The organism is Sciscionella sediminilitoris, from assembly GCF_000737195.2.
GTDB classification, from domain to species: Bacteria; Actinomycetota; Actinomycetes; order Mycobacteriales; family Pseudonocardiaceae; genus Sciscionella; species Sciscionella sediminilitoris.
Window position 1 is genome coordinate 168,523 of sequence record NZ_JALM01000016.1, and the last position, 20,995, is coordinate 189,517.

22 protein-coding genes are annotated in these 20,995 nt (G+C 68.9%); 15 read left to right on the plus strand and 7 right to left on the minus strand.

Translation table 11 applies throughout. The features are described from left to right. Positions 1–75: 75 nt before the first annotated feature. Together AD72_RS08265 and AD72_RS08270 are read left to right on the plus strand one after the other, a co-directional pair. Complete coding sequence (locus tag AD72_RS08265; protein WP_031465828.1) at positions 76–2,004, plus strand: S9 family peptidase; 1,929 nt, start codon at positions 76–78, stop codon at positions 2,002–2,004. Then, complete coding sequence (locus AD72_RS08270; RefSeq protein ID WP_031465829.1) at positions 2,001–2,912, plus strand: S66 peptidase family protein; 912 nt, start codon at positions 2,001–2,003, stop codon at positions 2,910–2,912. The genes AD72_RS08265 and AD72_RS08270 overlap by 4 nt, the downstream gene beginning before the upstream one ends. Before the next feature lie 322 nt (positions 2,913–3,234). On the opposite strand, the gene AD72_RS08275 is transcribed toward AD72_RS08270, so the two are convergent. Both AD72_RS08275 and AD72_RS08280 read right to left on the minus strand, forming a co-directional pair. Then, on the minus strand, positions 3,235–4,113 hold the full coding sequence (locus tag AD72_RS08275; protein ID WP_231644757.1) for an SDR family NAD(P)-dependent oxidoreductase: 879 nt from the start codon (positions 4,111–4,113) through the stop codon (positions 3,235–3,237). A 136-nt stretch (positions 4,114–4,249) separates the two neighbouring features. Next, on the minus strand, positions 4,250–5,119 hold the full coding sequence (locus AD72_RS08280; RefSeq protein ID WP_031465831.1) for a helix-turn-helix transcriptional regulator: 870 nt from the start codon (positions 5,117–5,119) through the stop codon (positions 4,250–4,252). Between the two features lie 407 nt (positions 5,120–5,526). On the opposite strand from AD72_RS08280, the gene AD72_RS08285 reads away from it, so the two are divergent. Both AD72_RS08285 and AD72_RS08290 read left to right on the plus strand, forming a co-directional pair. Then, entirely contained in the window at positions 5,527–6,396 is an 870-nt protein-coding gene (locus AD72_RS08285; protein WP_031465832.1) for a helix-turn-helix transcriptional regulator, read from the plus strand. 117 nt (positions 6,397–6,513) lie between these two features. Further along, positions 6,514–7,365 (plus strand): oxidoreductase, encoded by an 852-nt coding sequence (locus AD72_RS08290; protein ID WP_031465833.1) that lies wholly within the window; start codon positions 6,514–6,516, stop codon positions 7,363–7,365. Positions 7,366–7,380: 15 nt separating this feature from the next. On the opposite strand, the gene AD72_RS08295 is transcribed toward AD72_RS08290, so the two are convergent. Beyond that, positions 7,381–8,322: a zinc-binding dehydrogenase gene (locus tag AD72_RS08295; RefSeq protein ID WP_031465834.1), complete on the minus strand. Its 942-nt coding sequence runs from the start codon at positions 8,320–8,322 to the stop codon at positions 7,381–7,383. 34 nt (positions 8,323–8,356) lie between these two features. Next, a complete protein-coding gene (locus AD72_RS08300) occupies positions 8,357–8,713 on the minus strand; it encodes a hypothetical protein (RefSeq protein WP_031465835.1) in 357 nt (118 codons plus the stop codon). Between the two features lie 583 nt (positions 8,714–9,296). On the opposite strand from AD72_RS08300, the gene AD72_RS08305 reads away from it, so the two are divergent. The 4 genes from AD72_RS08305 (at position 9,297) to AD72_RS38165 (ending at position 11,561) form a co-directional block, all read left to right on the plus strand. Further along, entirely contained in the window at positions 9,297–10,325 is a 1,029-nt protein-coding gene (locus AD72_RS08305; RefSeq protein WP_051898216.1) for a tyrosine-type recombinase/integrase, read from the plus strand. Between the two features lie 21 nt (positions 10,326–10,346). Continuing rightward, the gene (locus tag AD72_RS36410) at positions 10,347–10,553 is read left to right on the plus strand and encodes a MerR family transcriptional regulator (RefSeq protein WP_051898220.1); all 207 of its coding nucleotides are present in this window, start codon (positions 10,347–10,349) and stop codon (positions 10,551–10,553) included. 280 nt (positions 10,554–10,833) lie between these two features. Further along, positions 10,834–11,313 (plus strand): DUF4396 domain-containing protein, encoded by a 480-nt coding sequence (locus AD72_RS08315; RefSeq protein ID WP_031465837.1) that lies wholly within the window; start codon positions 10,834–10,836, stop codon positions 11,311–11,313. Continuing rightward, positions 11,310–11,561, plus strand: coding sequence for a DUF4158 domain-containing protein (locus tag AD72_RS38165; RefSeq protein ID WP_425480757.1), 252 nt, complete (start codon positions 11,310–11,312; stop codon positions 11,559–11,561). Before AD72_RS08315 ends, AD72_RS38165 begins: the two co-directional genes overlap by 4 nt. Positions 11,562–11,588: 27 nt before the next feature. Here AD72_RS38165 and AD72_RS08320 read toward each other — a convergent pair whose 3' ends face one another. Next, positions 11,589–12,506: an NmrA/HSCARG family protein gene (locus AD72_RS08320; protein WP_031465838.1), complete on the minus strand. Its 918-nt coding sequence runs from the start codon at positions 12,504–12,506 to the stop codon at positions 11,589–11,591. A gap of 186 nt (positions 12,507–12,692) precedes the next feature. Here AD72_RS08320 and AD72_RS08325 point away from each other — a divergent pair, with 186 nt between their 5' ends. After that, entirely contained in the window at positions 12,693–13,079 is a 387-nt protein-coding gene (locus AD72_RS08325; RefSeq protein WP_231644758.1) for a MerR family transcriptional regulator, read from the plus strand. A gap of 255 nt (positions 13,080–13,334) precedes the next feature. Here AD72_RS08325 and AD72_RS08330 read toward each other — a convergent pair whose 3' ends face one another. Further along, positions 13,335–14,384 (minus strand): phosphotransferase family protein, encoded by a 1,050-nt coding sequence (locus AD72_RS08330; protein WP_031465840.1) that lies wholly within the window; start codon positions 14,382–14,384, stop codon positions 13,335–13,337. Between the two features lie 43 nt (positions 14,385–14,427). Between AD72_RS08330 and AD72_RS08335 the strand changes: the two genes are divergently transcribed. The 5 genes from AD72_RS08335 (at position 14,428) to AD72_RS08355 (ending at position 19,058) form a co-directional block, all read left to right on the plus strand. Then, the gene (locus AD72_RS08335) at positions 14,428–15,876 is read left to right on the plus strand and encodes an amidohydrolase (RefSeq protein WP_031465841.1); all 1,449 of its coding nucleotides are present in this window, start codon (positions 14,428–14,430) and stop codon (positions 15,874–15,876) included. Positions 15,877–16,170: 294 nt separating this feature from the next. Next, positions 16,171–16,575: a helix-turn-helix domain-containing protein gene (locus AD72_RS08340; protein ID WP_031465842.1), complete on the plus strand. Its 405-nt coding sequence runs from the start codon at positions 16,171–16,173 to the stop codon at positions 16,573–16,575. Then, positions 16,568–17,371 (plus strand): alpha/beta fold hydrolase, encoded by an 804-nt coding sequence (locus tag AD72_RS08345; protein ID WP_051898222.1) that lies wholly within the window; start codon positions 16,568–16,570, stop codon positions 17,369–17,371. Before AD72_RS08340 ends, AD72_RS08345 begins: the two co-directional genes overlap by 8 nt. A 4-nt stretch (positions 17,372–17,375) precedes the next feature. Further along, positions 17,376–17,912 carry a hypothetical protein gene (locus AD72_RS08350; RefSeq protein ID WP_031465844.1) on the plus strand — a complete coding sequence of 179 codons (537 nt, stop codon included), beginning with the start codon at positions 17,376–17,378 and terminating at the stop codon, positions 17,910–17,912. Then, positions 17,913–19,058, plus strand: a complete 1,146-nt coding sequence (locus tag AD72_RS08355; RefSeq protein ID WP_031465845.1) for an MAB_1171c family putative transporter — start codon at positions 17,913–17,915, stop codon at positions 19,056–19,058. A gap of 2 nt (positions 19,059–19,060) precedes the next feature. Here the strand turns inward: AD72_RS08355 and AD72_RS08360 are convergent, their stop codons facing one another. Next, on the minus strand, positions 19,061–20,290 hold the full coding sequence (locus AD72_RS08360) for an SGNH/GDSL hydrolase family protein (protein WP_031465846.1): 1,230 nt from the start codon (positions 20,288–20,290) through the stop codon (positions 19,061–19,063). A 119-nt stretch (positions 20,291–20,409) separates the two neighbouring features. On the opposite strand from AD72_RS08360, the gene AD72_RS08365 reads away from it, so the two are divergent. Beyond that, entirely contained in the window at positions 20,410–20,967 is a 558-nt protein-coding gene (locus AD72_RS08365) for a cysteine hydrolase family protein (RefSeq protein WP_031465847.1), read from the plus strand. Positions 20,968–20,995: the final 28 nt, after the last annotated feature.

Here is a 20,995-nt window from a genome sequence, read left to right on the forward strand (position 1 = left end):
CGGGGTGTGTTCGCGTACAGCGAACTCGGCGCAGCATCCGGGCGGGCTCGGGAGCCTCTACTAATGTGCGCGGACATGACCCGAACCGAACGCCCGTACGGCGCATGGACCTCCCCGATCACCGCCGAACTCGTCGCCGAGGCGGACAACCGGCCGTCCTGGCCCGCCTGGCACGGTGACCGGCTGGTCTACGCGCAGGCGTTACCCGGGGAAGGCGGCCGGGTGGGGTTGTTCGCCCACGGCGCGGACGGACCGGTCGAGCTGCTGGCCGCCCCGTGGAACGTGCGCAACCGGGTGCACGAGTACGGCGGCCGCCCGTGGGTGAGCGTTCCCGGGGCGATCGTGTTCACCAACTGGGACGACCAGCGGTTGTACGCACTCGAGGACGGGGCCGGGCAGCCGCGCCCGATCACCGCGGAGCCGCAGCGCCCGCACGGGGCGCGGTACACCGATCTGCATCCCGGCCCGGACGGTTCGGTGTGGTGTGTCCGCGAGACCGTGACGGGCGACCGGCCGACCGACGTCACCCGCGATGTGGTGGCGGTACCGCTGGACGGCGGCGAACCGCGCACGGTGCTGGCCAGCCACCATTTCCTCACGGTCGCCAAGGTCTCCCCGGACGGCCGCCATCTCGCCTGGCTCGGCTGGAATCACCCTGCCATGCCGTGGAACGGCACCGAGCTGTGCGTGGCCGAGCTGCGGGCGGACGGGACGGCGGGCGAACACCGGGTGCTCGCCGGTGGTCCGCAGGAGGCGGTGTGCCAGTTCGAGTGGGAGGACTCGGACAATCTGGTCGCGCTCACCGATCCGACCGGCTGGTGGAACCTGTGCCGGGTGCCGCTGACCGGGCAGCCGCGCAACCTCACCCCGCTCGACGCCGAATGCGGTGGCGCGCTCTGGGTGGCGGGCAGCCAGTGGTTCGCCCAGCTCGGCGACGGCCGGTTCGTGCTGCTGCGCGGTGGCGCCCCGGTGCTCGTCGGGGAGAACGGGATCACCGAGCTCGGCGGCCTCGCGGACATTCCGGTGTTCTCCCCGATGCTCGCGGTGCGCAACGGAACCCTCTACGCGACCGCGGCGGGTCCCGCGCGCAAGTCCGCGCTCGTTGCGGTGGATCTCGAACGCGGCGGCTACACCGAGCTCACCGGGCAACCGGCCGATCTCCCCGATCCGGCCTATCTGCCGACACCCGAGTCCCGGATGTTCACCGACGAGGCGGGCAACGACATCCCGGCGATCGTCTTCCCACCGGCCAATCCCGGGTTCACCGCCCCCGAAGGGGAACTTCCGCCCTTCGTGGTGCACGTGCACGGCGGGCCGACCGGTGCGGTGGCCCCGGTGCTCTCCCTGGAGTTCGCCTATCTCACCAGCAGGGGAATCGGTGTGGTCGCGGTCAACCACGGCGGCTCCACCGGCCACGGCCGGGCCTTCCGGGAGCGGCTGGAGGGACAGTGGGGTGTCGTCGACCTCGCCGACTGCGCCACCGTCGTCGCGGCACTCGGCAGGGAGGGCGCCGCCGATCCGGGCCGGATGGCGATCCGCGGCGGTTCGGCCGGCGGATACAGCGCGGCACACGCGATCGCGACCACCGACATCTACCACGCGGCGACCGTGCGCTTCCCCGTGATCGACATGCTGCGCTTCGCCGAGGGAGACACCCACGACTTCGAGTCGCAGTACCTGCACTCGCTCGTCGGCGCGCTTCCCGGGCACGAGCAGCGCTACCGGGACCGGTCCCCGATCACCCACGTCGGAGAGGTCCGCGATCCGGTACTGGTGCTGCAGGGCGACGAGGACGCGATCTGCCCGCCGGAACAGGCCCGGGCGTTCAGCTCGGCGCTCGACGGTACCGGGATCCCGCACGCCTATCTGGAGTTCGCCGGGGAACAGCACGGATTCCGCAAGGCCGCCAACATCATCACCTCGATGTGTGCCGAATTGTCCTTCTACGGCCAGGTGTTCGGGTTCGTCCCGCCCGCCGTGGAACCGATCGAGCTGCGGAAGTGACCGCGCGCCTGCCGCGGTTGCATCCCGGTGACCAGATCGGGCTCGTTGCCCCGTCCGGACCGCTGCCGCCGGGACAGCTCGAGGAAGGCGTGGCACACCTGCGTTCCTGGGGCCTGGAGGTGGTGCTCGGCACGCACCTGAACACGCGGCACGCCGAGCTCGGTTATCTGGCGGGCACCGACGTCGAACGGGCGCGGGACCTGCACGAGCTGTGGACCCGGCCGGACATCCGCGCCGTGTGCTGTGCGCGGGGCGGCTACGGCAGTCAGCGGATGGCGACCGCGCTCGACCTGACCACGCTGCGGGCGGCGGGCAACCGGCTGCTGATCGGGTCCAGCGACGCCACCCTGCTGCACGAACATCTCGCCGCCCGGTTCGGACTCGCCAGCCTGTTCGCGCCGATGCCGGTCACCGACGCGTTCCGCACCGAACCCGAGGTGCGCGAACACCTGCGCCGCGCGCTGTTCGAACCGGCCCCGGTCGTGCTGCACGGCGAACCGCTCGGTCCCGCTCACCAGGTGCGCGGGCACACGGTCGGCGGCACCGCGAGCCTGCTCGTGTCCACCGTGGGCACCCCGCTGCAGGTGCGGCCGCAACCCGGTTCGATCGCTCTGCTGGAGGACGTGACCGAATCCCCCTACCGGCTCGACCGCATCCTCACCCAGCTCGTGCAGTCCGGCTGGTTCGACTCGGTGGCCGGGATCGGGATCGGCAGCCTGCACGACTGTGGTGCACCGGCTGCCGTGCGGGCCGCGGTGTGCTCGGTGCTCGAACCGCTGGACCTGCCGATGCTGTGGGGCCTCGAATTCGGGCACGCACCGGGGCAGCACACCGTTCCGCTCGGCGCGCCCGCGGTCCTCGATCCCCGCGCGGGGACGCTCACGATCGAACCGGCCCTGCAGGCATAGCCGGGCGATCGGCTGGTGACCCCTTCGGCTGGCCCCGTCACGGCGGAGGGGCTCTCGATGCGTTCTCGATCCACGGCGCGGATCTCGGCGGGTTCGGGGCCTGAGGAACTGGAGCGGCACTTCTTCCTGGATCACTGCGCGACCCGTCGGGGCCCCACGAGGTCGAGAACGATCAGATGCCGGTTCGGGGGGTGCCCGTGCCAGAGGGCGCGAACACCCCCGAACGGAAATCAGGCGATCTCGTGGATCTGTTCGGCAATCAGTCCCACGGAAGAGCTTCGGCTAGCCGGATCGTTTCACTGGGGATGGACTCCTCGTGCGTTCACGCGGTGTGAGCGGTGGCAGCGGACTTCTCCCGCCAGGGTGCCAGGTCGTCGTGCAGCTGGTCGATCTTGACGTGCAGCCGTTCGATGGCGTCCTGTCCCAGCGGCAGATGGGTGGGCAGCTTGTCCTGGCTGGTGACCTCGTAGATCAGGGCCGCGCCCTTGATCGGGTCGCCGAGCTGGGTGTGGTTGGCCTCGCCGACCCAGTCCAGGGTGGTGTGCGCGGGGGTGCCGTCGTAGGCGGCGATGCGATTCGCCGGCACGGACAGCGAGGTCTGGTCGAGGAAGTCGGTGCGGAACACGCCGGGCTCGACCACCATGCTCTGCACTCCGAACGGGGCCATCTCCACCGACAGGGCCTCGCTGATACCCGCGACGGCGAACTTCGACGCGCTGTACATGCTCACGCCGGGCTCGCCCTCGTAGCCGGAGCGGGAACCGATGTGCACCAATTTGCCGCTGCCCTGGGCCCGCATCACCGGCAGCACGGCGCGAGTGACGTTGAGCAGACCGAAGACGTTGAGGTCGAATAGCGACCGGGTCTCCGCGTCGGTGATCTCCTCCAGCGCACCGAGCAGGCCTCGGCCTGCGTTGTTCACCAGCACGTCGATGCCACCGAAACGGTCGACCACGGACTGTACCGCCGCCGGGATGTGCTCGGTGCGGGTCACGTCCAGCGCTACGGCGAACACGCGCTCGGAATTCCGAAGATCGTCCGGGATGCGGTCCGGATTGCGTACCGCGACCGCGACGTTGTCGCCGCCGGCCAGCGCCGTGCGAGCGATTTCCGCGCCGAAACCGCGGGCGGCGCCGGTGATGAACCAAGTCGACATGACAGTCCTTTCTGGATTTCCGGGTGAGCTGTCTTCGCCGCTCACCTCTGTCACTCAACCAACCGATGGCCAGGAAATGGGGGCCGAAGAGGGCCTTGGTTATCGAGGGACAGACAGGGCCACCCTCGGTGCTCACACAGCAAAGGGCCCGCTCCGTCTGGGAGCGGGCCCTGGTGGGGTGTCACTGGGTTTCGAGCGGGATGTCAGGCCGTTTTTGGTCGTGCCAGTGGGCCAGCAGCCGCAACGAGGTTTCCGAGTCCGAGCCCGGTTGCGTGGTGTAGACGAACAGGGTTTGATCCGCGTCGCCGGCGGGATGCAGGGCCTGGTATTCGACGGTGAGCTCACCGACCAGCGGGTGGCGGTAGGCCTTCGCTCCGGTTGTGCGTTGGTGCACCTTGTGGTCCGACCACCACCTGCGGAACTCCTCGGAGTGGATCGACAGCTCTCCGATCAGGGCGGACAGTTGCGGGTCGTCCGGGTAACGTCCGGCGTCCAGCCGTAGCATCGCCACCGTGTCCGCTGCGACGGTCGCCCAATCGCCGTAGAGCTCGCGGGCATGCGGGTCGAAGAACACAAACCGGGCCTGGTTGCGGCGTGGTGCGGGCAGCGTGCGGAACTCGGTGATCAGCGCGCCGGCCAGCCGATTGTGCGCCAGCACGTCCAGCCGCCGGCCCAGGACGAAAGCCGGGCAGTACACCTCATCCAGTGTCTCGATCAGCCGCAGGGTCGCGGGGTCCACCCGCTGCGGGCGGGCGCGGCGTTTGCGCTTGGCGGGTTCAGGACGGGCGAGGTTGAACAGGTGCTGACGCTCGGCCTCGTCCAGACGCAGCGCCACCGCGAGCGCGTCCAACACGTCGACTGAGGCACTGCGGCTGCGGCCCTGCTCCAGCCGCGTGTAGTAGTCCACGCTGACCCCTGCCAGCCGCGCCAGCTCCTCCCGCCGCAGACCCGGCACACGGCGGCGTGTGGATTCCGGCTCCAGACCGACCTGGTCCGGGCTCACCCGCGCGCGGCAGGTGCTCAAGAACTCCGCGAGCTCCGAGCTGTCCATAGCGTTCATACCAACCCAGTCTGCCCGTCCGCGTCCTGGGCACGCGCGGCGAAGGTGGCCCATTTTGTCCCCCGATACGCACGGTCGGCGCCTCGTGCAGCTCCCGGCTTCTGGACAACCACGAACCCACCGCCGCCTGGCCCGCAGCGTGTCCAGGGCCTCGCTGACCTCGACCGTCGGTCACCGTCGGCAGCGGCCGCCGGAACCCGCGTCAGCCGCCCACCGTGACCAACGCGGGCTCAGCGCACGATCCGCCAAGGACCGCGATCACCGGCCGCTCGCGGAACGTGCCCGTCACGGTGACGGGTGAAGTCAGCTGACGAGTAGTCCGGCACGGTCCGCTGTGTAGTACTGGCAGGACCAGCCAGGCCCTTGGTGCGCGGCTCGGCGGAGAGCAGACTTCAGTCATGGGCAACAACGACTTGGGCGAGTTCCTGCGGGCTCGCCGTGCCGGACTCACCCCGGAGGCGGCCGGGCTGCCGGTCGAGTTCGGCACCGGCCGCCGGGTCACCGGTCTGCGGCGCAGTGAGGTGGCGCAGCTGGCCGGGGTGAGTACCGAGTACTACACCCGCCTGGAACAGGGCCGTGCCCGGCAGCCCTCCGAGCAGGTGCTGTACGCCCTCGGCGAGGCGCTGCGGTTCGACGACATCGAGCGGCGGCACCTGTTCGCCCTCGCGGTCAGCACCACCGGGCACCGGGACCGGCCCGAGCCGACGGCACGACTGCGACCGGCCCTGCGCCAGGTGCTGGACTCGATGGATCTGGCTCCCGCCTTCGTCAACGACCGGAACCTCACCGTCCTCGGCGGGAACACCTTGTGGGCCTTGCTGTTTCCCGATGTGGCCGCCATGCCGCGCCGGGAACGCAGCATGGCGCGCTGGACACTGCTGGATCCGGGAGCTCGCCAGGTGTGGCGTGACTGGGAACGGGTCGCCCGCGACTACGTGCACGGCTTGCGGCTGGCTGCCGCCGCACAGCCGCGCAACCAGCACATCGCCAACCTGATCGGTGAGCTGATGATGCGCTCCCCCGAATTCCCGGCCTGGTGGTCGGAACACCGCGTCCAGGAACGCAGCACCGGGCTCAAACGCCTCCGCCACCCCGTCGCCGGTGACCTGGAGCTGCAGTACGAGATCTTCACCGCGGTCGCCGACCCGGGCCAGTCGCTGGTCGTCTACAGCGCACCGGCCGGATCGCCCTCTCAGGAACGCCTGCGGCTGCTGGCCAGCTGGGGCAGCGAACCCGCCGCCGCGAGGGACACCGCCGCCGAGTCCTGACGCTCGCCGGAGGCACCGACACCACCCAGACCCGGCCCCGCCGTATCCGCGGGGCCGATGCCGCCGTGCCCACGCACGCCCTGCGGCCGAACACCCATCCACGAAAGGAAACCCGTAGTGAGCAAGACATTCCTGATCACCGGCGTCAGTACCGGTCTCGGACTGGCGATCGCCCGGCGCGCCCTTGCGGCCGGACACCGGGTCGCCGGCACCGTGCGCACCGAGCAGCACGCGGCCGAGTTCCGGGCGCTGGACCCCGACCGCGCCAAGGCCTTCATCCTCGACCTGTCCGATACGGACCGGATCGAGACCACGGTGCGGGCCGCCGAAGCGGAGCTGGGGCGGATTGACGTGTTCGTGGCCAACGCGGGGTACGGGCTCGAAGGCACCTTCGAGGAGTCCTCGATCGCCGAGCTGCGCCACCAGTTCGAGATCAACGTGTTCGGCACGGTCGCGACCCTCCAAGCGGTTCTGCCCGGCATGCGAGAACGGCGGGACGGCCAGATCTTCGTCATCACCTCCATGGGCGGACACACCACCTTCCCCGGGCTCGCCTTCTACGAGGGCAGCAAACACGCCATGGAAGGGATCACCGACACCCTCGCCCAGGAGGTCGCCCAGTTCGGCATCCGGGTCACCGCCGTGGCACCCGGAGCGTTCAAGACCGACTGGGCGGGCCGATCGCTGGTCCGCGCGCCACGCAGCATCGCCGACTACGACGAACTGTTCGACCCGATCCGCACCCGCCGCCAGGCCCTCGCGGGTCAGGGCATCGGCGACCCCGACCGTGCGGGCGATGCCATCCTCACGCTGCTGGACGTGCCAAAGCCACCCGTGCATCTGCTGCTCGGTTCGGACGCGCTGCGCTTGGTCAGCGCCGGGCGCAGGCGCGTCCAGGACGACATCGACGCCTGGGAGGAACTCAGCCGCTCCACCGACTCCACCGAAGGCGGAGTGACGGTCGGCTGAATACGTCCGCGGCGGTCAGCCGACCACGAGCAGCGTCTTCCCGGTCGTGGCACGGGATTCGATCGCCGTGTGCGCCTTGGCGGCTTCGGCGAGGGTGAACCGCTGTCCGATCACCGGATGCAGTATCCCGGCGGCCGCCTGCCGCAGCGCCGCCCTGCTGAGGGCGCGCATGTCGTCCGGATCGGGCACCTTCCAGGGCACCACGGTCGGCCCCGCGTCCTCGGGCACCTGTGCGGGGCGGCCGCTGGATCCGCCGTACGGCACGAACCGGCCGCCTTCACCGAGCGCGGTGAAGGCGGCCTCGCCGAGTTCCCCGCCGACGCCGTCGAACACCACATCGACCGGCCCGATCCCCCTGGCCCAGCCGGGCTCGCGGTAGTCGACGCCCTGCGCGGCGCCAAGTTCCCGTGCCATGGCGAGCTTCTCCGGGCCGCCCGCGGCGGCGATCACCTGGGCGCCCTCCTCCGCGGCCAGCTGGACCAGCAGGTGCCCAACCCCGCCCGCCGCGGCGAGCACGAGCACCCGCTCCCCTTTCCTAATGCCCGCCTCGCGCGCCACATGGTTGGCGGTGCGCCCGTCGGCGAGCAGTGCGGTCGCCTCGTCGAGCCCGAGCCCGTCCGGCACCGGGATCAGCCCCGCGGCGGGCACCGCGACCTCCTCGGCGTACCCACCGGTTCCCCCGGTCGCGGTGACCACACGGGAGCCGAGCCAATCGGGATCGGCTCCCGGCCCGAGCCGCGTGACGATCCCGCCGACCCCGTTACCCGGTACGAAGGGCGGCCGCAGTCGTGCGAACGGACCGATCGCCTGCCCCGCCCTGGTGACGGTCTCCACGAAGGTGATGTTCGCGAACGACACCCGCACCACGACCTGTCCGGCCTCCGGGACCGGATCCGGGGCGGTGCCGATCCGGAGCATCTCGGCGGGCCCGAACTCCCGCAACCACACGGCATCCATACCCGCAAGCCTGGTTCCTCAAGTGCGGTGGAGGTCAATGAGCGGGCGGGGAGAGCTGGCTCACCTCGACGCCCGCGGTCTCTGTGGTGTCCGAGGTGTCCGCGACCTCGGCGGCAAGCCGTTCCAGGGTTCCGCTGATCTCCGACTGAGCCTGCTCGACGGCGGCCGCGATCCGGGCCCGCTCGTGTCCGGAAAGCTCCTCCTGCTGCTCGCAGGCGTAGCCCACTTCGACGGGCACGATCGCGGCGACCGGGCGCCGGTTCGCCCCGCGGACGATGAACGTGACATGCCCGGCCCGGGCGTCGTCCCACACATCCATCTGCTGGCTCTTCAGCTCCGTGGAAGTCAGTTCCCGAGGGGCGATCTTCTGGCGCGCGGCTCCGGTAGGCATGACCGGATCGTACTACTCGACGGCCGAGAAGTCCGTATCAGACCTTTCGACATGTGAGTCGGTCATACGGTCTGTCCCACACATAATCCCGGTTATGTCGAGTTCAGACCAAGAGACCTGAGGGCGAACCTCAAGGACAGTTGGTTCGACAAGTACTTGTGAGACATGTGTCTCTGGGCATCGATAAAATCGTATACTGATCGTATAAGAGTATTCCTCAAGTTTGATTCAAGGAGTCATACCGCTCCTTTGGTTCATCGTTGACACCAAGGACAGCCGATTCAAATATCTGGTACACCAAAATTGAAAAGCTGACATGCAAGGTATTGACAGACCGTTGTTCGAATCCAAACCCTCCCCTCACTCTCATTACGGCGTGTCAATCATGAAAGAATGTACGGCTCGCAGGAGTCGAATCGTCGAACGTTCACTATCGATCGGTTAGGATACTTATTGAGCAGACCAGACAGACGTCTCGTTCTTTAAGGGCCTATGGTCGGACTACTTGCGATGATAGTCGGTTACGATACGATCCGGAGTAGCGACATCCGGTACGTTTGTTCAAAACGGGGAGGCCATACCGATGACCGATCTGCCGTTCCTGCCCGGACCGGCGACGGAACCCCCGCGGCCGGTGGAGATCTACCTGCCGCCCACCGGATACCGCCTCGATCAGCTCGTGGCGTCCTTCCTGGCGGATCCGCGATTCGGGGCGAACACGGCCGAGGCCTATCGTCGCGACCTGCGGACTTTCCTGCAGTGGTGCGACCGGAACGAACTCGACCCACTGACCCTGGGGCTACCCGAGATCAACGTGTTCAGCACCTGGCTGAAGCAGACCCCGAGCGAACGCACCGGCAGGGTTCGCTCCGATCGCACGATCGCCCGCGCGGTGAACGCGATCTCGAGTTTTTACACCTACCTGAACCGCGCTGGAGCGATGCACTATCAGCCTGCCGCTGGGGCCGGTCGCCCCAAGGTGGAGCGCAAGCAGTCCAGGACCCGTCCGCTCACCGAGCAGCAGGCCGCGTCCCTGTGCCGGCTCGCCCCGGACGAGGCTCCGCGTACCTGGCCGCCGCTGTGCGCCCAGCTGACCATGCACCTGCTGGTGGACCTCGGCGCGCGAGTTTCGGAGCTGTGCAACGCCGACCTCGGGCACCTCGGCTACCGGGTGGACGGGACCGGCACCGAATGGCGGGTGATCGAACTGCGCATGAAGGGCGGCAAACTCCGTTACCGGCCCGTCCCGCTGCAGCTCACTCCCCTGCTCGATGCCTGGCTCGCCGCACGGATCGCCGCGCCGGACCAGCAGGCACTGCTCGTCGACCGGGACGGTGACCGCGTCACCCGCGCCCGAGTGGACACCCTGGTGAAGACCCTTGCCGCGGCCGCGAATGTGCCGCAGCCGCACGAGATCAGTCCGCACTCGGCGCGGCACGCGTTCAACACGATCGCCCGGCTGCGTGGGGCCTCCCTGGAAGGGCGCCAGCACGCGCTCGGTCACGCCTCACCGGAGACGACCCAGCTCTACGATCACGCGGGCGAATCCCTGGCCGCCGATCCGGCCCATCTGGTCGCCTCCGCGACGTTCACCGGACCGACCGAGCGGTAGGGCGAGCGCAAGCTCTCGATCATGCGGACCGGCGAGTTGTCCAAGCACACCGGGGCGAGTCCGCGTTCCCCGCGGCACCAGGAAGCGCAGGGTCTGCTGACCAGCTCGCGCCCGGGCAGAGCCGCGACCGTGGCGCGGTGGCCGCAGCAGCTGTTCGGCGCGGGCCTGTCCAGCCGAGTGATCGCGACCGTGCTGCCGTGCGTGCAGGCCCCGGCGATGCGGGCGTAGCCGACCTCGCGTTCGAGACGATGACGCGCCAGCGTGAGCGGATCGCCGCCGAGAACGCGCATCTGCCCGAGACCCCAGCGCCGAGGATCACGGCGGTACACCCACGCTCCGCCGCTCCGGCCGCCCCGCGACCGTCGAGAACGGCCAGGCTTCGGGCAAGGTCGTCATCACAAGGCCCTGAACGGGAGCGAGCTCGACAATCCCCCGGAGACCTCGATCACGAAGGTTTCATACCTATACCCCCTAGGGGTATAATGAACCGAGATCGAAGGAGGTCGCCATGTCCGAGGCATCCGCCACTTGGCGGAACACATCCTGGAAGAGCGCCGCACAGGCCACCCTGCACTGCCTCACCGGCTGCGCCATCGGTGAGATCGTGGGCATGGTGATCGGTACCGCGGCCGGGTTGAGCAACGGTACGACGATCGTGCTCTCGGTCGCCCTCGCCTTCGTGTTCGGTTACGCCCTGACCATGCGCGGGGTGCGGCGCAGCGGCCTGAGCCTGCGCCAGGCGCTGCGCATCGCGCTCGCCGCCGACACGGTGTCGATCCTGGTGATGGAGCTGATCGACAATCTGTTCATGGTGGTCGTTCCCGGGGCGATGAACGCGGGCCTGCTCACCGCGCTGTTCTGGTCGTCCCTGGCCGGTTCCCTCGTGCTCGCCTTCCTCGTCACGACCCCGGTCAACCGCTGGATGATCAGCCGGGGCAAGGGACATGCCGTGGCACACGCGCACCATCACGGCCACGCACACGCCTGAGCGGAGCGGTATTTCGAGAACGGGTTCAGACCCCCGGCGAGCCGGAGCAGTTCTTCCGTCTGGACAAGAAGGCGCTGGGTCTGGCGCGAGCGAAGCTCCGTCCGGCGACAAGACTGGGGTGGGCCGTGCAGTGGGGCACGGTGCGGATCTTCGGGATCTTCCTGATCGAGGACTCCACGATGGTCCCGGCCTCCGCACGCTCGCGCCGATCGGACGATGACTGTTCTCGGCGCCAACCGCTGTGCTGATGTTCCCCGATGCCTGGAAGGCCTCGTTCAGCGCCGAGCGATTCCCGTGTCCGTGGAACGGAGCGCCGCATCGAGGAGGCCCGCACCAGGGCCCGCCAGCCAGCGGTCGAAGCGCAGCAGGAACGGGAATTCCTTGCGCAGGGCGTCTAGGTTCGCGTTTCCCACCAGCCTGCCGTCGTCTACGAGTGCTTCCAACTTGCCGAGGACCTCGTCCTGTGCCTGCGGGATCGTCGGCAGGCGGCTGTAGCCGATCGGTCGACCGGCGGCCCGGGTCAGCTGCCCGGCCAGGGCGTTGCCGGTGAGAGCGTCACCGGCGATCTCCATGGTGCGGCCGGCGTAGCTTTCGGGTGAGCCGAAGACCGCGGCGACGATGCGGCCGATGTCGCGTACCGCGATGAACTGCATGGCCTGGTCGGGGCGCATCAGGAAGGACAGGCACCCCCGGTCGAGGCCGATTTCGGGGGTCACCAGGAGGTCCATGAACGTGGCTGGCCGAATGATGGTGCTGGCGATGCCCAGATTCCGGACATGGGCCTCGATACGGCTCTTGGTGTCGAGATGGTCGACGCCCGTTGTCGAGCCCGCGGTGACCGCCGAGCTGTAGACAAGGTGGGCGACGCCGCAGCGCTCGGCGATGTCGGCCACCGCCGTGCCGAAGCGGACCTCGTCCTCGTTGGTCACACCGGCGCCGGCCTGGCCGGAGTTCGGCTGGACACTGAAGACACCGTGGGCGTCGGCGAAGGCCGCGCGAAGCGACTCCGGATCCCCAAGGTCGCCGCGGACGGTTTCGACGCCGGAGGCGGTGAGGGACCGGGCCCGGGAGCCGGACGGATCGCGCACGACCGCGCGCACCGCCCAGCCGTCGGCCCGCAGCGCAGCGGCGACCGATCCGCCCTGCTGCCCCGTGGCGCCCAGGACGACGACGGTTTTGTCGATGTTGGTCATGCCGACCACGCTGCGCTTTCGGCGATCACGGACGTGTTCCTGATAAACATTGCTGACTCTTCCCGGGATTCTGCGGGGTGAGTCGGAGATGTGCTGGTCACAGGTGTGCTCCAGAGTTTCCAAGGGGTGGTTCGCGCCGTGTCCGCTACGCTAAAACCTGACGCCGACGTCAGGTGCAAGCCAGACGTGGAGTCGAGTCAGGAGGCCGGGATGCGGATCGGAGAGGTCGCCGCGAAGGCGGGCGTCAGCGTCCGGGCGCTGCGCTACTACGAGCAGCAGGACTTGCTGCACTCCACCCGGAATCCGGGAGGCCAGCGCCAGTATCCCGCCGGTGCCGTCGAACGGGTCAGGCTTATCCAACAGCTCTATTCCGTGGGCTTGCCCAGCAGAACCATCCGCGAGGTGCTGCCGTTCGCCGACTCCGGTGAGATGTCACCGGAACTGCTGGAGCTGCTCGCGGCCGAACGCGACCGCCTCGACCGGCAGATGACGGACCTGCGAGAGGTGCGCAACCGGCTGCACGACTGCATCACCGAGGCGCGGAATCAGGCCGGAGCAGGAAGTCCATCCTGAAGCAGGGGCGGCCACACTCGCACGGCCCGGACGGCGGTCGTTCTCCCCGATAACCGTTGTACCGATGTTCCCCGAGGCCGTGATCGAGAACGCGTGCCGGGTTCATCCGGAGGAATACGGCGGGCCCGGTCTGGTCGTCATGGCCGAGCGCCCCGGCTGACGATCGTCAGGAATCGAAGCGGCAAAGGCTCTTCTGCCGGGACTCACCACCTGACGCCACCGCCATCTTCCGTTCGGATACTCCCCGAGGGCCGCTCAGTGCTCGCCGGTACGCGCGGCGAGCCCGTTCTCGATGAGCCGCAGCACGATGTTCCCCATCTGTTCGAAGCCCGCGCCGACGGTGCCCCCGGTGCTGAACCGGTAGTGAATGCCTTCGAGGATCACCGCGAGCTTGTAGCAGCCGAGCGCCACGTACCAGTGCAGTTCGCCGATATCGGTGCCGGAATAGCGGGCGTAGTGCTCGGCGAGCTCGGCGAAGGTCGGGAATCCCGAGCGTTTGGTGAGCCCGCCGGTGATCGGGTCCGCCGAGCTGTCCGACTCCCCCGTTCCCGTCCAGTAGACGTACAGCAGGCCGAGATCGGCGAGCGGATCGCCGAGCGTGGCCATCTCCCAATCGAGCACCGCGGTGATCTCCAGGGGATCCGCCCGCACCAGCGCGTTGTCCAGGCGGTAGTCCCCGTGCACGATCGCGGCCCTACGTGATTCCGGAATATTCGCGCGCAGCCAGGAGGCCAGTTCCTCGATCCCCGGGAGTTCCCGGCTGCGCGAGGATTCGAGCTGCTTGCCGAACCGGTCGAGCTGGCGGCGCAGATAGCCGTCCGGTTTACCGAACTCGCCGAGGCCGACCCGATCCGGATCGATGGCGTGCAGCTCCGCCAGTACCTCTACCAGCCGCAGGGAGACCGCGCGGGCCTGTTCGTCGGACATCCAGGCGGCATCCTCGAGGGAGCGCATCGCCACCCCGTCGACCCGCTGCATGAGATAGAACGGTGCACCCAGCACCTCGGCCTCGGTGCACAGCAGTTCGGTGTGCGGAACCGGAACCGGGCTCGCTTCCAGAGCGCTCAGCACCCGGAACTCGCGACTCATGTCGTGCGCGGTCGCCAGCACGTGCGACAGCGGCGGACGGCGCAGTACCAGTTCCCGCTGCCCATCGGTGACCACGTAGGTCAGGTTCGACCGCCCGCCCGCGATCAGGCGCCCGGAAAGCTCACCGGTGAACAGGCCCGGTCGCGCGGTATCCAGGTATCCACGGAGTGCGGCAAGATCAAGTCCGGGCAGCGCGGAGGCGGTGTCCTCTGTCATGGACGGACACGGTACCGACCAGCCGGTATGTCCGGCAAGAGAGGTGGTGCACGAGGTGAGTGATGCGGTGCTGCTGCGTGGCGTGCGAGTCGGAAGCGAGGGACCGGTCGCGGATGTGCGACTGGCCGATGGGCGGATCGCCGCGATCGAGGAACCCGGCGCCCGGACGGACGGCGCCGAGGTGCTCGAGGGCGGCACCCTGCTCCCCGGACTGGTCGACGGGCACGCGCATCTGTTGCAGTGGGCACAGTTCCGCCATCGGATCGACCTGTCCGGTGCCGCTTCGGCCGCCGCCGCGGCACGGCTGATGGCCGCGGGGCCACACGACGGTGAGCTGCTGCTCGGCGCCGGGTTCACCGACGGTCTGTGGCCGGACAGCCCGCACAAGAGCACTCTCGACGCGGTCCTCGGCGATCAGCCCGCGGTGTTGTTGAGCAAGGATCTGCACACACTCTGGTGCAACTCCCCCGCCCTGCGACTGCTCGGCAGGGACCATCCGAGCGGGGTGTTCGTGGAGGACGAATGCATGCGGATCACCGCGGAACTGCCCCGGCCCGCGCTCACCGTCACCGACGAATGGGTACTGGAGGCCACCGAGGCCGCTGCCGCGCGCGGGGTCACCGCGATCAGTGACTACGAGTTCACCGATACCGTCACCGACTGGACCAGGCGCCTGGAGATCCGCTCGCCGAGTACCCGGGTGCGGTGCGTGCTCGCCAGGTATCTGCTCGAGGAGGCGATCGAGCGCGGGCACCGTACCGGGACGCCGATCGCCGAACTGCTCACCGTCGGCCCGTACAAGCTGTTCGTGGACGGCTCGCTGAACACCAGGACCGCGTACTGCCTGGAGCCGTATCCGGACACCGAGAGCACCGGTGAACTGGTCACGCCGCCCGCGGAACTCGAACCGCTCGTGCACCGTGCCGTCGCCGCGGGCATCACCCCGGCGCTGCACGCCATCGGGGACGCCGCGACCCGGATCGCCCTGGACGCCTTCGAGCGCTGTGGCAGCGGCGGGCGGATCGAGCACGCTCAGCTGGTCGCCGAGGCCGACCTGGCGCGGTTCGCCCGGCTCGGAGTGATCGCGAGCGTGCAGCCCGGGCACTGCCCGGACGACCGGGATGTGGCCGAGCGGTACTGGGCGGGCCGGACCGCGCTCGCCTACCCCTACGCGGCCCTGCACCGTGCGGGTGCCCGGCTGGAGTTCAGCTCGGATGCGCCGGTCGCCCCGCTCGATCCCTGGGACGCGATCGCCTCGGCGGTCACCAGGACCGATGACGAACGCCCGCCGTGGCATCCGGAGCAGTGCCTGCCGCTTGCGGTCGCCCTGGCCGCGGCGGCCGGCGGGCGTACCGCGATCCGCGAAGGAGACCCCGCCGATCTGGTGCTCACCTCGGTGGATCCCGCCGAGCTCGATCCGCACGGACTGCGCGAGATTCCGGTCCGCGCGACCTTCCTGGCCGGGGTACCCAGCTATCGCGGCGAGGACTGAGCGGCACACCGAAGGCACCGGTGCCGATCACCCCCATCAGGTCGGCACCGGCGTCTTCGGTGGGTGTCCCGCTCCCCCGTACCGACCGGGACATCCGCGCCGGTGACTGCTACCGGCGCTGACGGACCAGCAGGGGCGCCAGTCCGCGCGAAGGAATACCGTCAATCTGACTGGTATACTTGACACCGCTCAATTAACGTATGGTGTACCTGACTAAATGTCAAGTATGCCGTACATGTGAGGTATCGCGTATGGGTATCACGACGCCCATGCGGGTGAGAGAGGGGTAACCGGATGGCCGGGGAAGAGGAATCGGAGAACGCCTTCGCCTCCAGACTTCAGCGTCTCTTCGCGAGCGTGCGGCGCGAGGACGGCTCGAAATACGGTAAGGCGGAGGTCGCGGCGGCCGTGGGAATTTCGCGCGGATACCTCTACGAGTTGCTCAACGGGAAGTACGATCCGGGCTACACACTGGTAGAAAGGATCGCCGGCTTCTTCGAGGTTCCGCTGGAGTACTTCAGTTCCTCCGCGAAGGGGCAGGAACTGAATCGCCAGTACGAGCTGCTGGCCAAGCTGGGGGCGGAGAAGGTCGACCGGCTGGCCACCCGGGCCAGTCAGCTCTCCCCGGAAGGCTTGCGGTCCGTGCTCGAATACATCGATTTCCAGGCCAGCCGAGACCGAGGAGAGGCCCGTGAGTGAAGTGCGGTCGGGGACCGTGGATGTGCGTGGCGCCCAGCTCTACCACGAGGTGTGCGGGCAGGGTGATCCGCTGCTGCTGATCCAGGGCGGGATCAGCGACGCCGCGGCCACCGCACAACTGGCCGCCGAGCTCGCCGAGCAGTACCAGGTGATCAGCTACGACCGCCGCGGGATCTCGCGCTCGACCGCTTCGGGGGATGTGCCGGTCACGATGACCCAGCACGCCGAGGACGCGGCCCGGTTGCTGGAAGCCTGCACCGATCGGCCGGCGCGGGTGCTCGGGTCCAGCATCGGCGCCGTGATCGCACTGCACCTGGCCGCCGAACATCCCGGGCGGGTGGCGACCGTGATCGCCCACGAACCGCCGCTGTCCAGTGTGCTGCGCGAGCCGGACCGCGAGGCGGAACTGGATACCGTCGCGGAACTGGCCCGTACCGATGTCCGCGGCGCGATCCGGCACATGGTGGCCATCTCCGCGCACCAGGGCGAACCCGAGGAGGGCGCCCGGCCGGGCAAGCCAGCCGGTGACCCGAACGCCAATCTGGAATTCTTCTTCGCGCACGATTTCCCGGCCGTGCGTGCCTCCGCGCTGCGTGCCGAACAGCTCGCCGCGGTGCCGGTGACCGTCCGGCCGACCGGCGGAAGTCAGGGGGTGAGCCGCTGGGAGTATCGCTGCGCGCAACAGCTCGCGAAGGAACTGGACGGCACGTTCACCGAGATACCGGGCGGGCACATGGCACCGAGCAGCCATCCGCGGGGTACCGCCGAGGCGGTACGGCGACTCCTCGCCGAGTGATCCCGTGCGGGCGGGCAGCGGACGGCGCTGGCGCAACGATCTGCAACTGCGACAGGGCGTCAAGCAGTTGCTGCGGGAGCTCGAGATCGGCGCGCCGCTCGACGTTCCGCTGCTGTGCGCCAGGCTGGCCGCGCACCGCGGTCGCCCGATCCGGCTGATGCCCTATCCCCTGCCGACACCGGGCGCGTTCGGCCTGTGGATCGGGACCGCCGAGGAGGACTACGTCCTCTATCAGCGCGATACGACGGCGGCACACCAGGAACACATCATCCTGCACGAGCTGGGCCACATCCTCAGTGATCACGGCAGTGACGAGGACGATGACGACATCTGGGCGCAGATCTTCCCGGACATCCCCATCGAGGTCGTGTTGCGGGCGCTGCGCCGCGAAGGGTACGACGCGGTCGCCGAACGTGAAGCCGAGATGGTCGCGACCGTGATCAAGGAATGGGCGGTCCTGCTCGACCGGCTGGACACCAGGCGCAAACACCGGACGGATCCGGTCAGCGGCGCGTTCGACGATCACCAGGGGTGGCTGTAGATGGTGGCCGCCCTCGTCATGTGGTGCGCGGCCCTGGCCGCCGCGGTTTGGAAGGGTTCGCAGCTGGCGCGCATGCCACGAGATCGCGGCCTGCTCATCGTCACCGTCTGCACCTTCCTGGTCGTGGCCGCGCTCACCGCGCAGCTGATGGTCAGCATTCCCGCCCTGGCCGGAGGTTTCCCCCGGCAGACCCCGGTGCTGATCGAGTTCGTCCTGCTGACGTTCTTCTTCGCGCTACTGCTCGGGCTCCTGCGGTCGGTGCGCGCCTCGTCCGCTTCCGGGGCGCGCGGCTATGTCGAGCTCGGTGTGGCGCTCGCGGTCAGCGTGGCCCTGGCCGGGGTCTTCTTCGGCACGGCACCGGCCGGCGGGGCGGACTATGGCGATTACACCGAGACCACGGGCCCCGCCGGGGTGCTCGCCTTCCATCTGATCGGGAACCTCTACATGGCCTACGCGACCGCGCGCGGCGCCTACCTCTCCTGGTCCGCGGCCGCGGTCTCGGTCGCACCGCCGACAAGGCTCGGGCTCCGCGTCGCCGCCGCGGGACTGCTCGTCTGCTGTCTCGGCACGCATCTGCCGAGGGTGCTCTCCGCTGGCGGACGGCTGGTGTTCGGCACGTCCCTGCTCCCGGGCACCGCCGTGTGGACCTCGCCGCTGCTGGCGATCGGAGTCGGCGTGTTCTTCCTCGGTGTCGGCTATCCCGGCGCCCGGACCGGTATCGCCAAGGCCCGGATGTGGGTCGAGGCGCGGCGGCACTACGCCCAGCTGGGGCCGCTGTGGGCGGCGCTCTATCGGCAGTTCCCCACCATCGCGCTGTTCCCGCCCGCCGGTCCGGTCCGGGAACGGCTGCGGCTACGGCACATGCGGCTGCGCTATTACCGGCGGGTCATCGAATGCCGGGACGGACTGGTGTGCCTGAGTCCGTACATGACCGCCCCGGTACAGGCGAGCGACTCCCCCGCCCGGCAGGCGAGTCTGGTCCGCGAAGCGTTGGGCCGCCGCAGCCCGGACGGGGACCTCGCCGCCCCGTCGGTCATCGCGCCGCCCGAGGGCACCGGAATGGACAGCGACGTGCGGGCGATTCTCGCGCTGTCCCGGGCGCTGGACCGAGCCGAGCGCGCGAAGGCAGGGCAATCAACGACTTAGGGTCACAGCTTTCCGAGATCGATGGCCCCGGCCATAGCGCGGTAGCCGCGGTCGTTCGGATGCAGCGCGTCCCCGCTGTCGTAGGCGGGATTCAGCTTCTTCGGATGGGCGGGATCGCGCATCACCCGGTCGAAATCGACCACCGCGTCATACGCGCCGGAATGCCGGATCCAGTCGTTGACCCGTTCCCGGACGAGTTCGCCCTGCGGGCTGTAATAGGAGGCGCCCTGGTACGGCAGCAGGGTCGCGCCGAGCACGGTGATCCCGCGCGCCCGTGCCGCGTGGATGAGTCGCTGGTATCCGGCGATCAGCTGCCGGTCGGTGACCCTCGTGTTCGGCAGGAAGCATTCCGAAGGCTGCGCGCTCGCCCCGATGTCGTTGATCCCCTCGAGAATGATGGTGCTCCGGACACCCGGCCGGTCGAGCACATCACGGCCGAACCGGGCCAGCGCCCGCTCGCCGAAACACGGGGAATCGTGCAGCACCCGGTTCCCGCTGACCCCGGAATCGAGCACGGTGTCGGTGCTGCCCGCCGCCCTGAGCCGTTCGGCGAGCTCGTCCGGATAACGGTTGTCGGCGTCCACGGTCGAATTCGTCCCGTCGGTGATCGAATCCCCGAACGGCACCACGGCAGCCCGCTGCCCGGCCGTGCGTACATCCACCTCGTCCAGGAAATACCAGGAGGTGCGGTGCTCGGTGAATGCCGAAGCCCCGGTGTCCTCCGTGTGGTCGCCCTTCGCCCGGTAGCTGGTGGCGCGCGCCTCTGGATGGTTGGTAGCCGGTCCGGTCGCTCCCGCGAAGTAGAGGTTCACGGTCAGGGAATCCAGCTGGCGCACCGGGATCGCGACCGGATCGCTGCGCAGCTGGGCTCCCTCGGGCACCACCGTGGAACGCGAACCGCCGAAGGTGAGCGGTCGCGGATCGATCAGCGCTCCCGCTTTGCCGGTGTAACCGATGCTCGCCCCGGTCAGCCGCAGCGGCGTGGGGCCGTATCGGTTGGACAGCCGCACCCGGACCTGTGGACCGCCCGCATCGACCCGGATCACCTGGCGGATCGTGTCGTTCCGGAAGCCCTTCGCGGAGCCGTTGTCGGTCAAGGCGGGCTGCGGCGCACTGTCCGGGACCGCCCAGCCCGCGCTCCAGGACTGCGCGGGCAGGGGTGCCGCGCTCGCACCGCCACCGGCGAGCAGAACCACACCGAATACCGCTGCCAGATACCGAGAACGACGCATTTCCGCACCCCAAACGCAGTCCGAACAGTCCCCGGCGATCGTAGGCGAGCGCGACGGGAAAGGGAATGTCCCGGAATTCAGTTGAACTCAACCATACTTGAGGTTCTATCGTCGGCCGCATGACCAATGCGCTGATCGTCGTGGACATGCAGAACCTGTTCGTCGAGCTCGTGTCCGGAGAATTTCCCAAGATCGTGCACGCGGTGAACGAGCAGATCGCGGGTGCGGTCGCGCGCGGTGATCCGGTGTTCTACAGCCGGGACTACGCGCCGGTGGATCTTCCCGAGGGCGATCCACACGGGCGGACCCTGCTGCATCCGGAATTGGATGTACGTGGCGAGATGTTTGAGAAGGGCCCGGGCAAACGGGGCAATTTCTCCGCATTCCTGCTCGCCCCGGTTCTCGAACCGCAGCAGCCATGCGCCGAGGGCAGCTTCGGCCCATTGCTCGAGGCACTGACCCAGTTCCGGCCGGATTCGGTCACTGTGGTCGGTATCGCCGCGGATGTCTGTGTCGCGGCCACTGCCCGCGATGCGGTGCGGCTCGGCTATCCGGCCGCGATCCCGCTCGAAGCGACCGCGTTCGTGCACGCGCATCCGGACGGGGACGCCGCCTCGGTCGCCGAGCTGCGCGCGGCCGGAGTCATGGTGACGCAGGACGCACATCGAAACGGTTGAGTTTCGATAGGGGTGGGCGTAACTTGGC

Excerpts from the sequence above, each read along its gene's own strand:
- AD72_RS08305 (WP_051898216.1), top strand. The coding sequence starts at position 9,297 with ATGACCGATCTGCCGTTCCTGCCCGGACCGGCGACGGAACCCCCGCGG.
- AD72_RS08330 (WP_031465840.1), bottom strand. The coding sequence starts at position 14,384 with ATGACAGAGGACACCGCCTCCGCGCTGCCCGGACTTGATCTTGCCGCA.
- AD72_RS08295 (WP_031465834.1), bottom strand. The coding sequence starts at position 8,322 with ATGGATGCCGTGTGGTTGCGGGAGTTCGGGCCCGCCGAGATGCTCCGG.
- AD72_RS08355 (WP_031465845.1), top strand. The coding sequence starts at position 17,913 with ATGGTGGCCGCCCTCGTCATGTGGTGCGCGGCCCTGGCCGCCGCGGTT.
- AD72_RS08265 (WP_031465828.1), top strand. The coding sequence starts at position 76 with ATGACCCGAACCGAACGCCCGTACGGCGCATGGACCTCCCCGATCACC.
- AD72_RS08300 (WP_031465835.1), bottom strand. The coding sequence starts at position 8,713 with ATGCCTACCGGAGCCGCGCGCCAGAAGATCGCCCCTCGGGAACTGACT.
- AD72_RS08365 (WP_031465847.1), top strand. The coding sequence starts at position 20,410 with ATGACCAATGCGCTGATCGTCGTGGACATGCAGAACCTGTTCGTCGAG.
- AD72_RS08280 (WP_031465831.1), bottom strand. The coding sequence starts at position 5,119 with ATGGACAGCTCGGAGCTCGCGGAGTTCTTGAGCACCTGCCGCGCGCGG.
- AD72_RS08320 (WP_031465838.1), bottom strand. The coding sequence starts at position 12,506 with ATGACCAACATCGACAAAACCGTCGTCGTCCTGGGCGCCACGGGGCAG.
- AD72_RS36410 (WP_051898220.1), top strand. The coding sequence starts at position 10,347 with ATGCGGACCGGCGAGTTGTCCAAGCACACCGGGGCGAGTCCGCGTTCC.
- AD72_RS08360 (WP_031465846.1), bottom strand. The coding sequence starts at position 20,290 with ATGCGTCGTTCTCGGTATCTGGCAGCGGTATTCGGTGTGGTTCTGCTC.
- AD72_RS08315 (WP_031465837.1), top strand. The coding sequence starts at position 10,834 with ATGTCCGAGGCATCCGCCACTTGGCGGAACACATCCTGGAAGAGCGCC.
- AD72_RS08285 (WP_031465832.1), top strand. The coding sequence starts at position 5,527 with ATGGGCAACAACGACTTGGGCGAGTTCCTGCGGGCTCGCCGTGCCGGA.
- AD72_RS08340 (WP_031465842.1), top strand. The coding sequence starts at position 16,171 with ATGGCCGGGGAAGAGGAATCGGAGAACGCCTTCGCCTCCAGACTTCAG.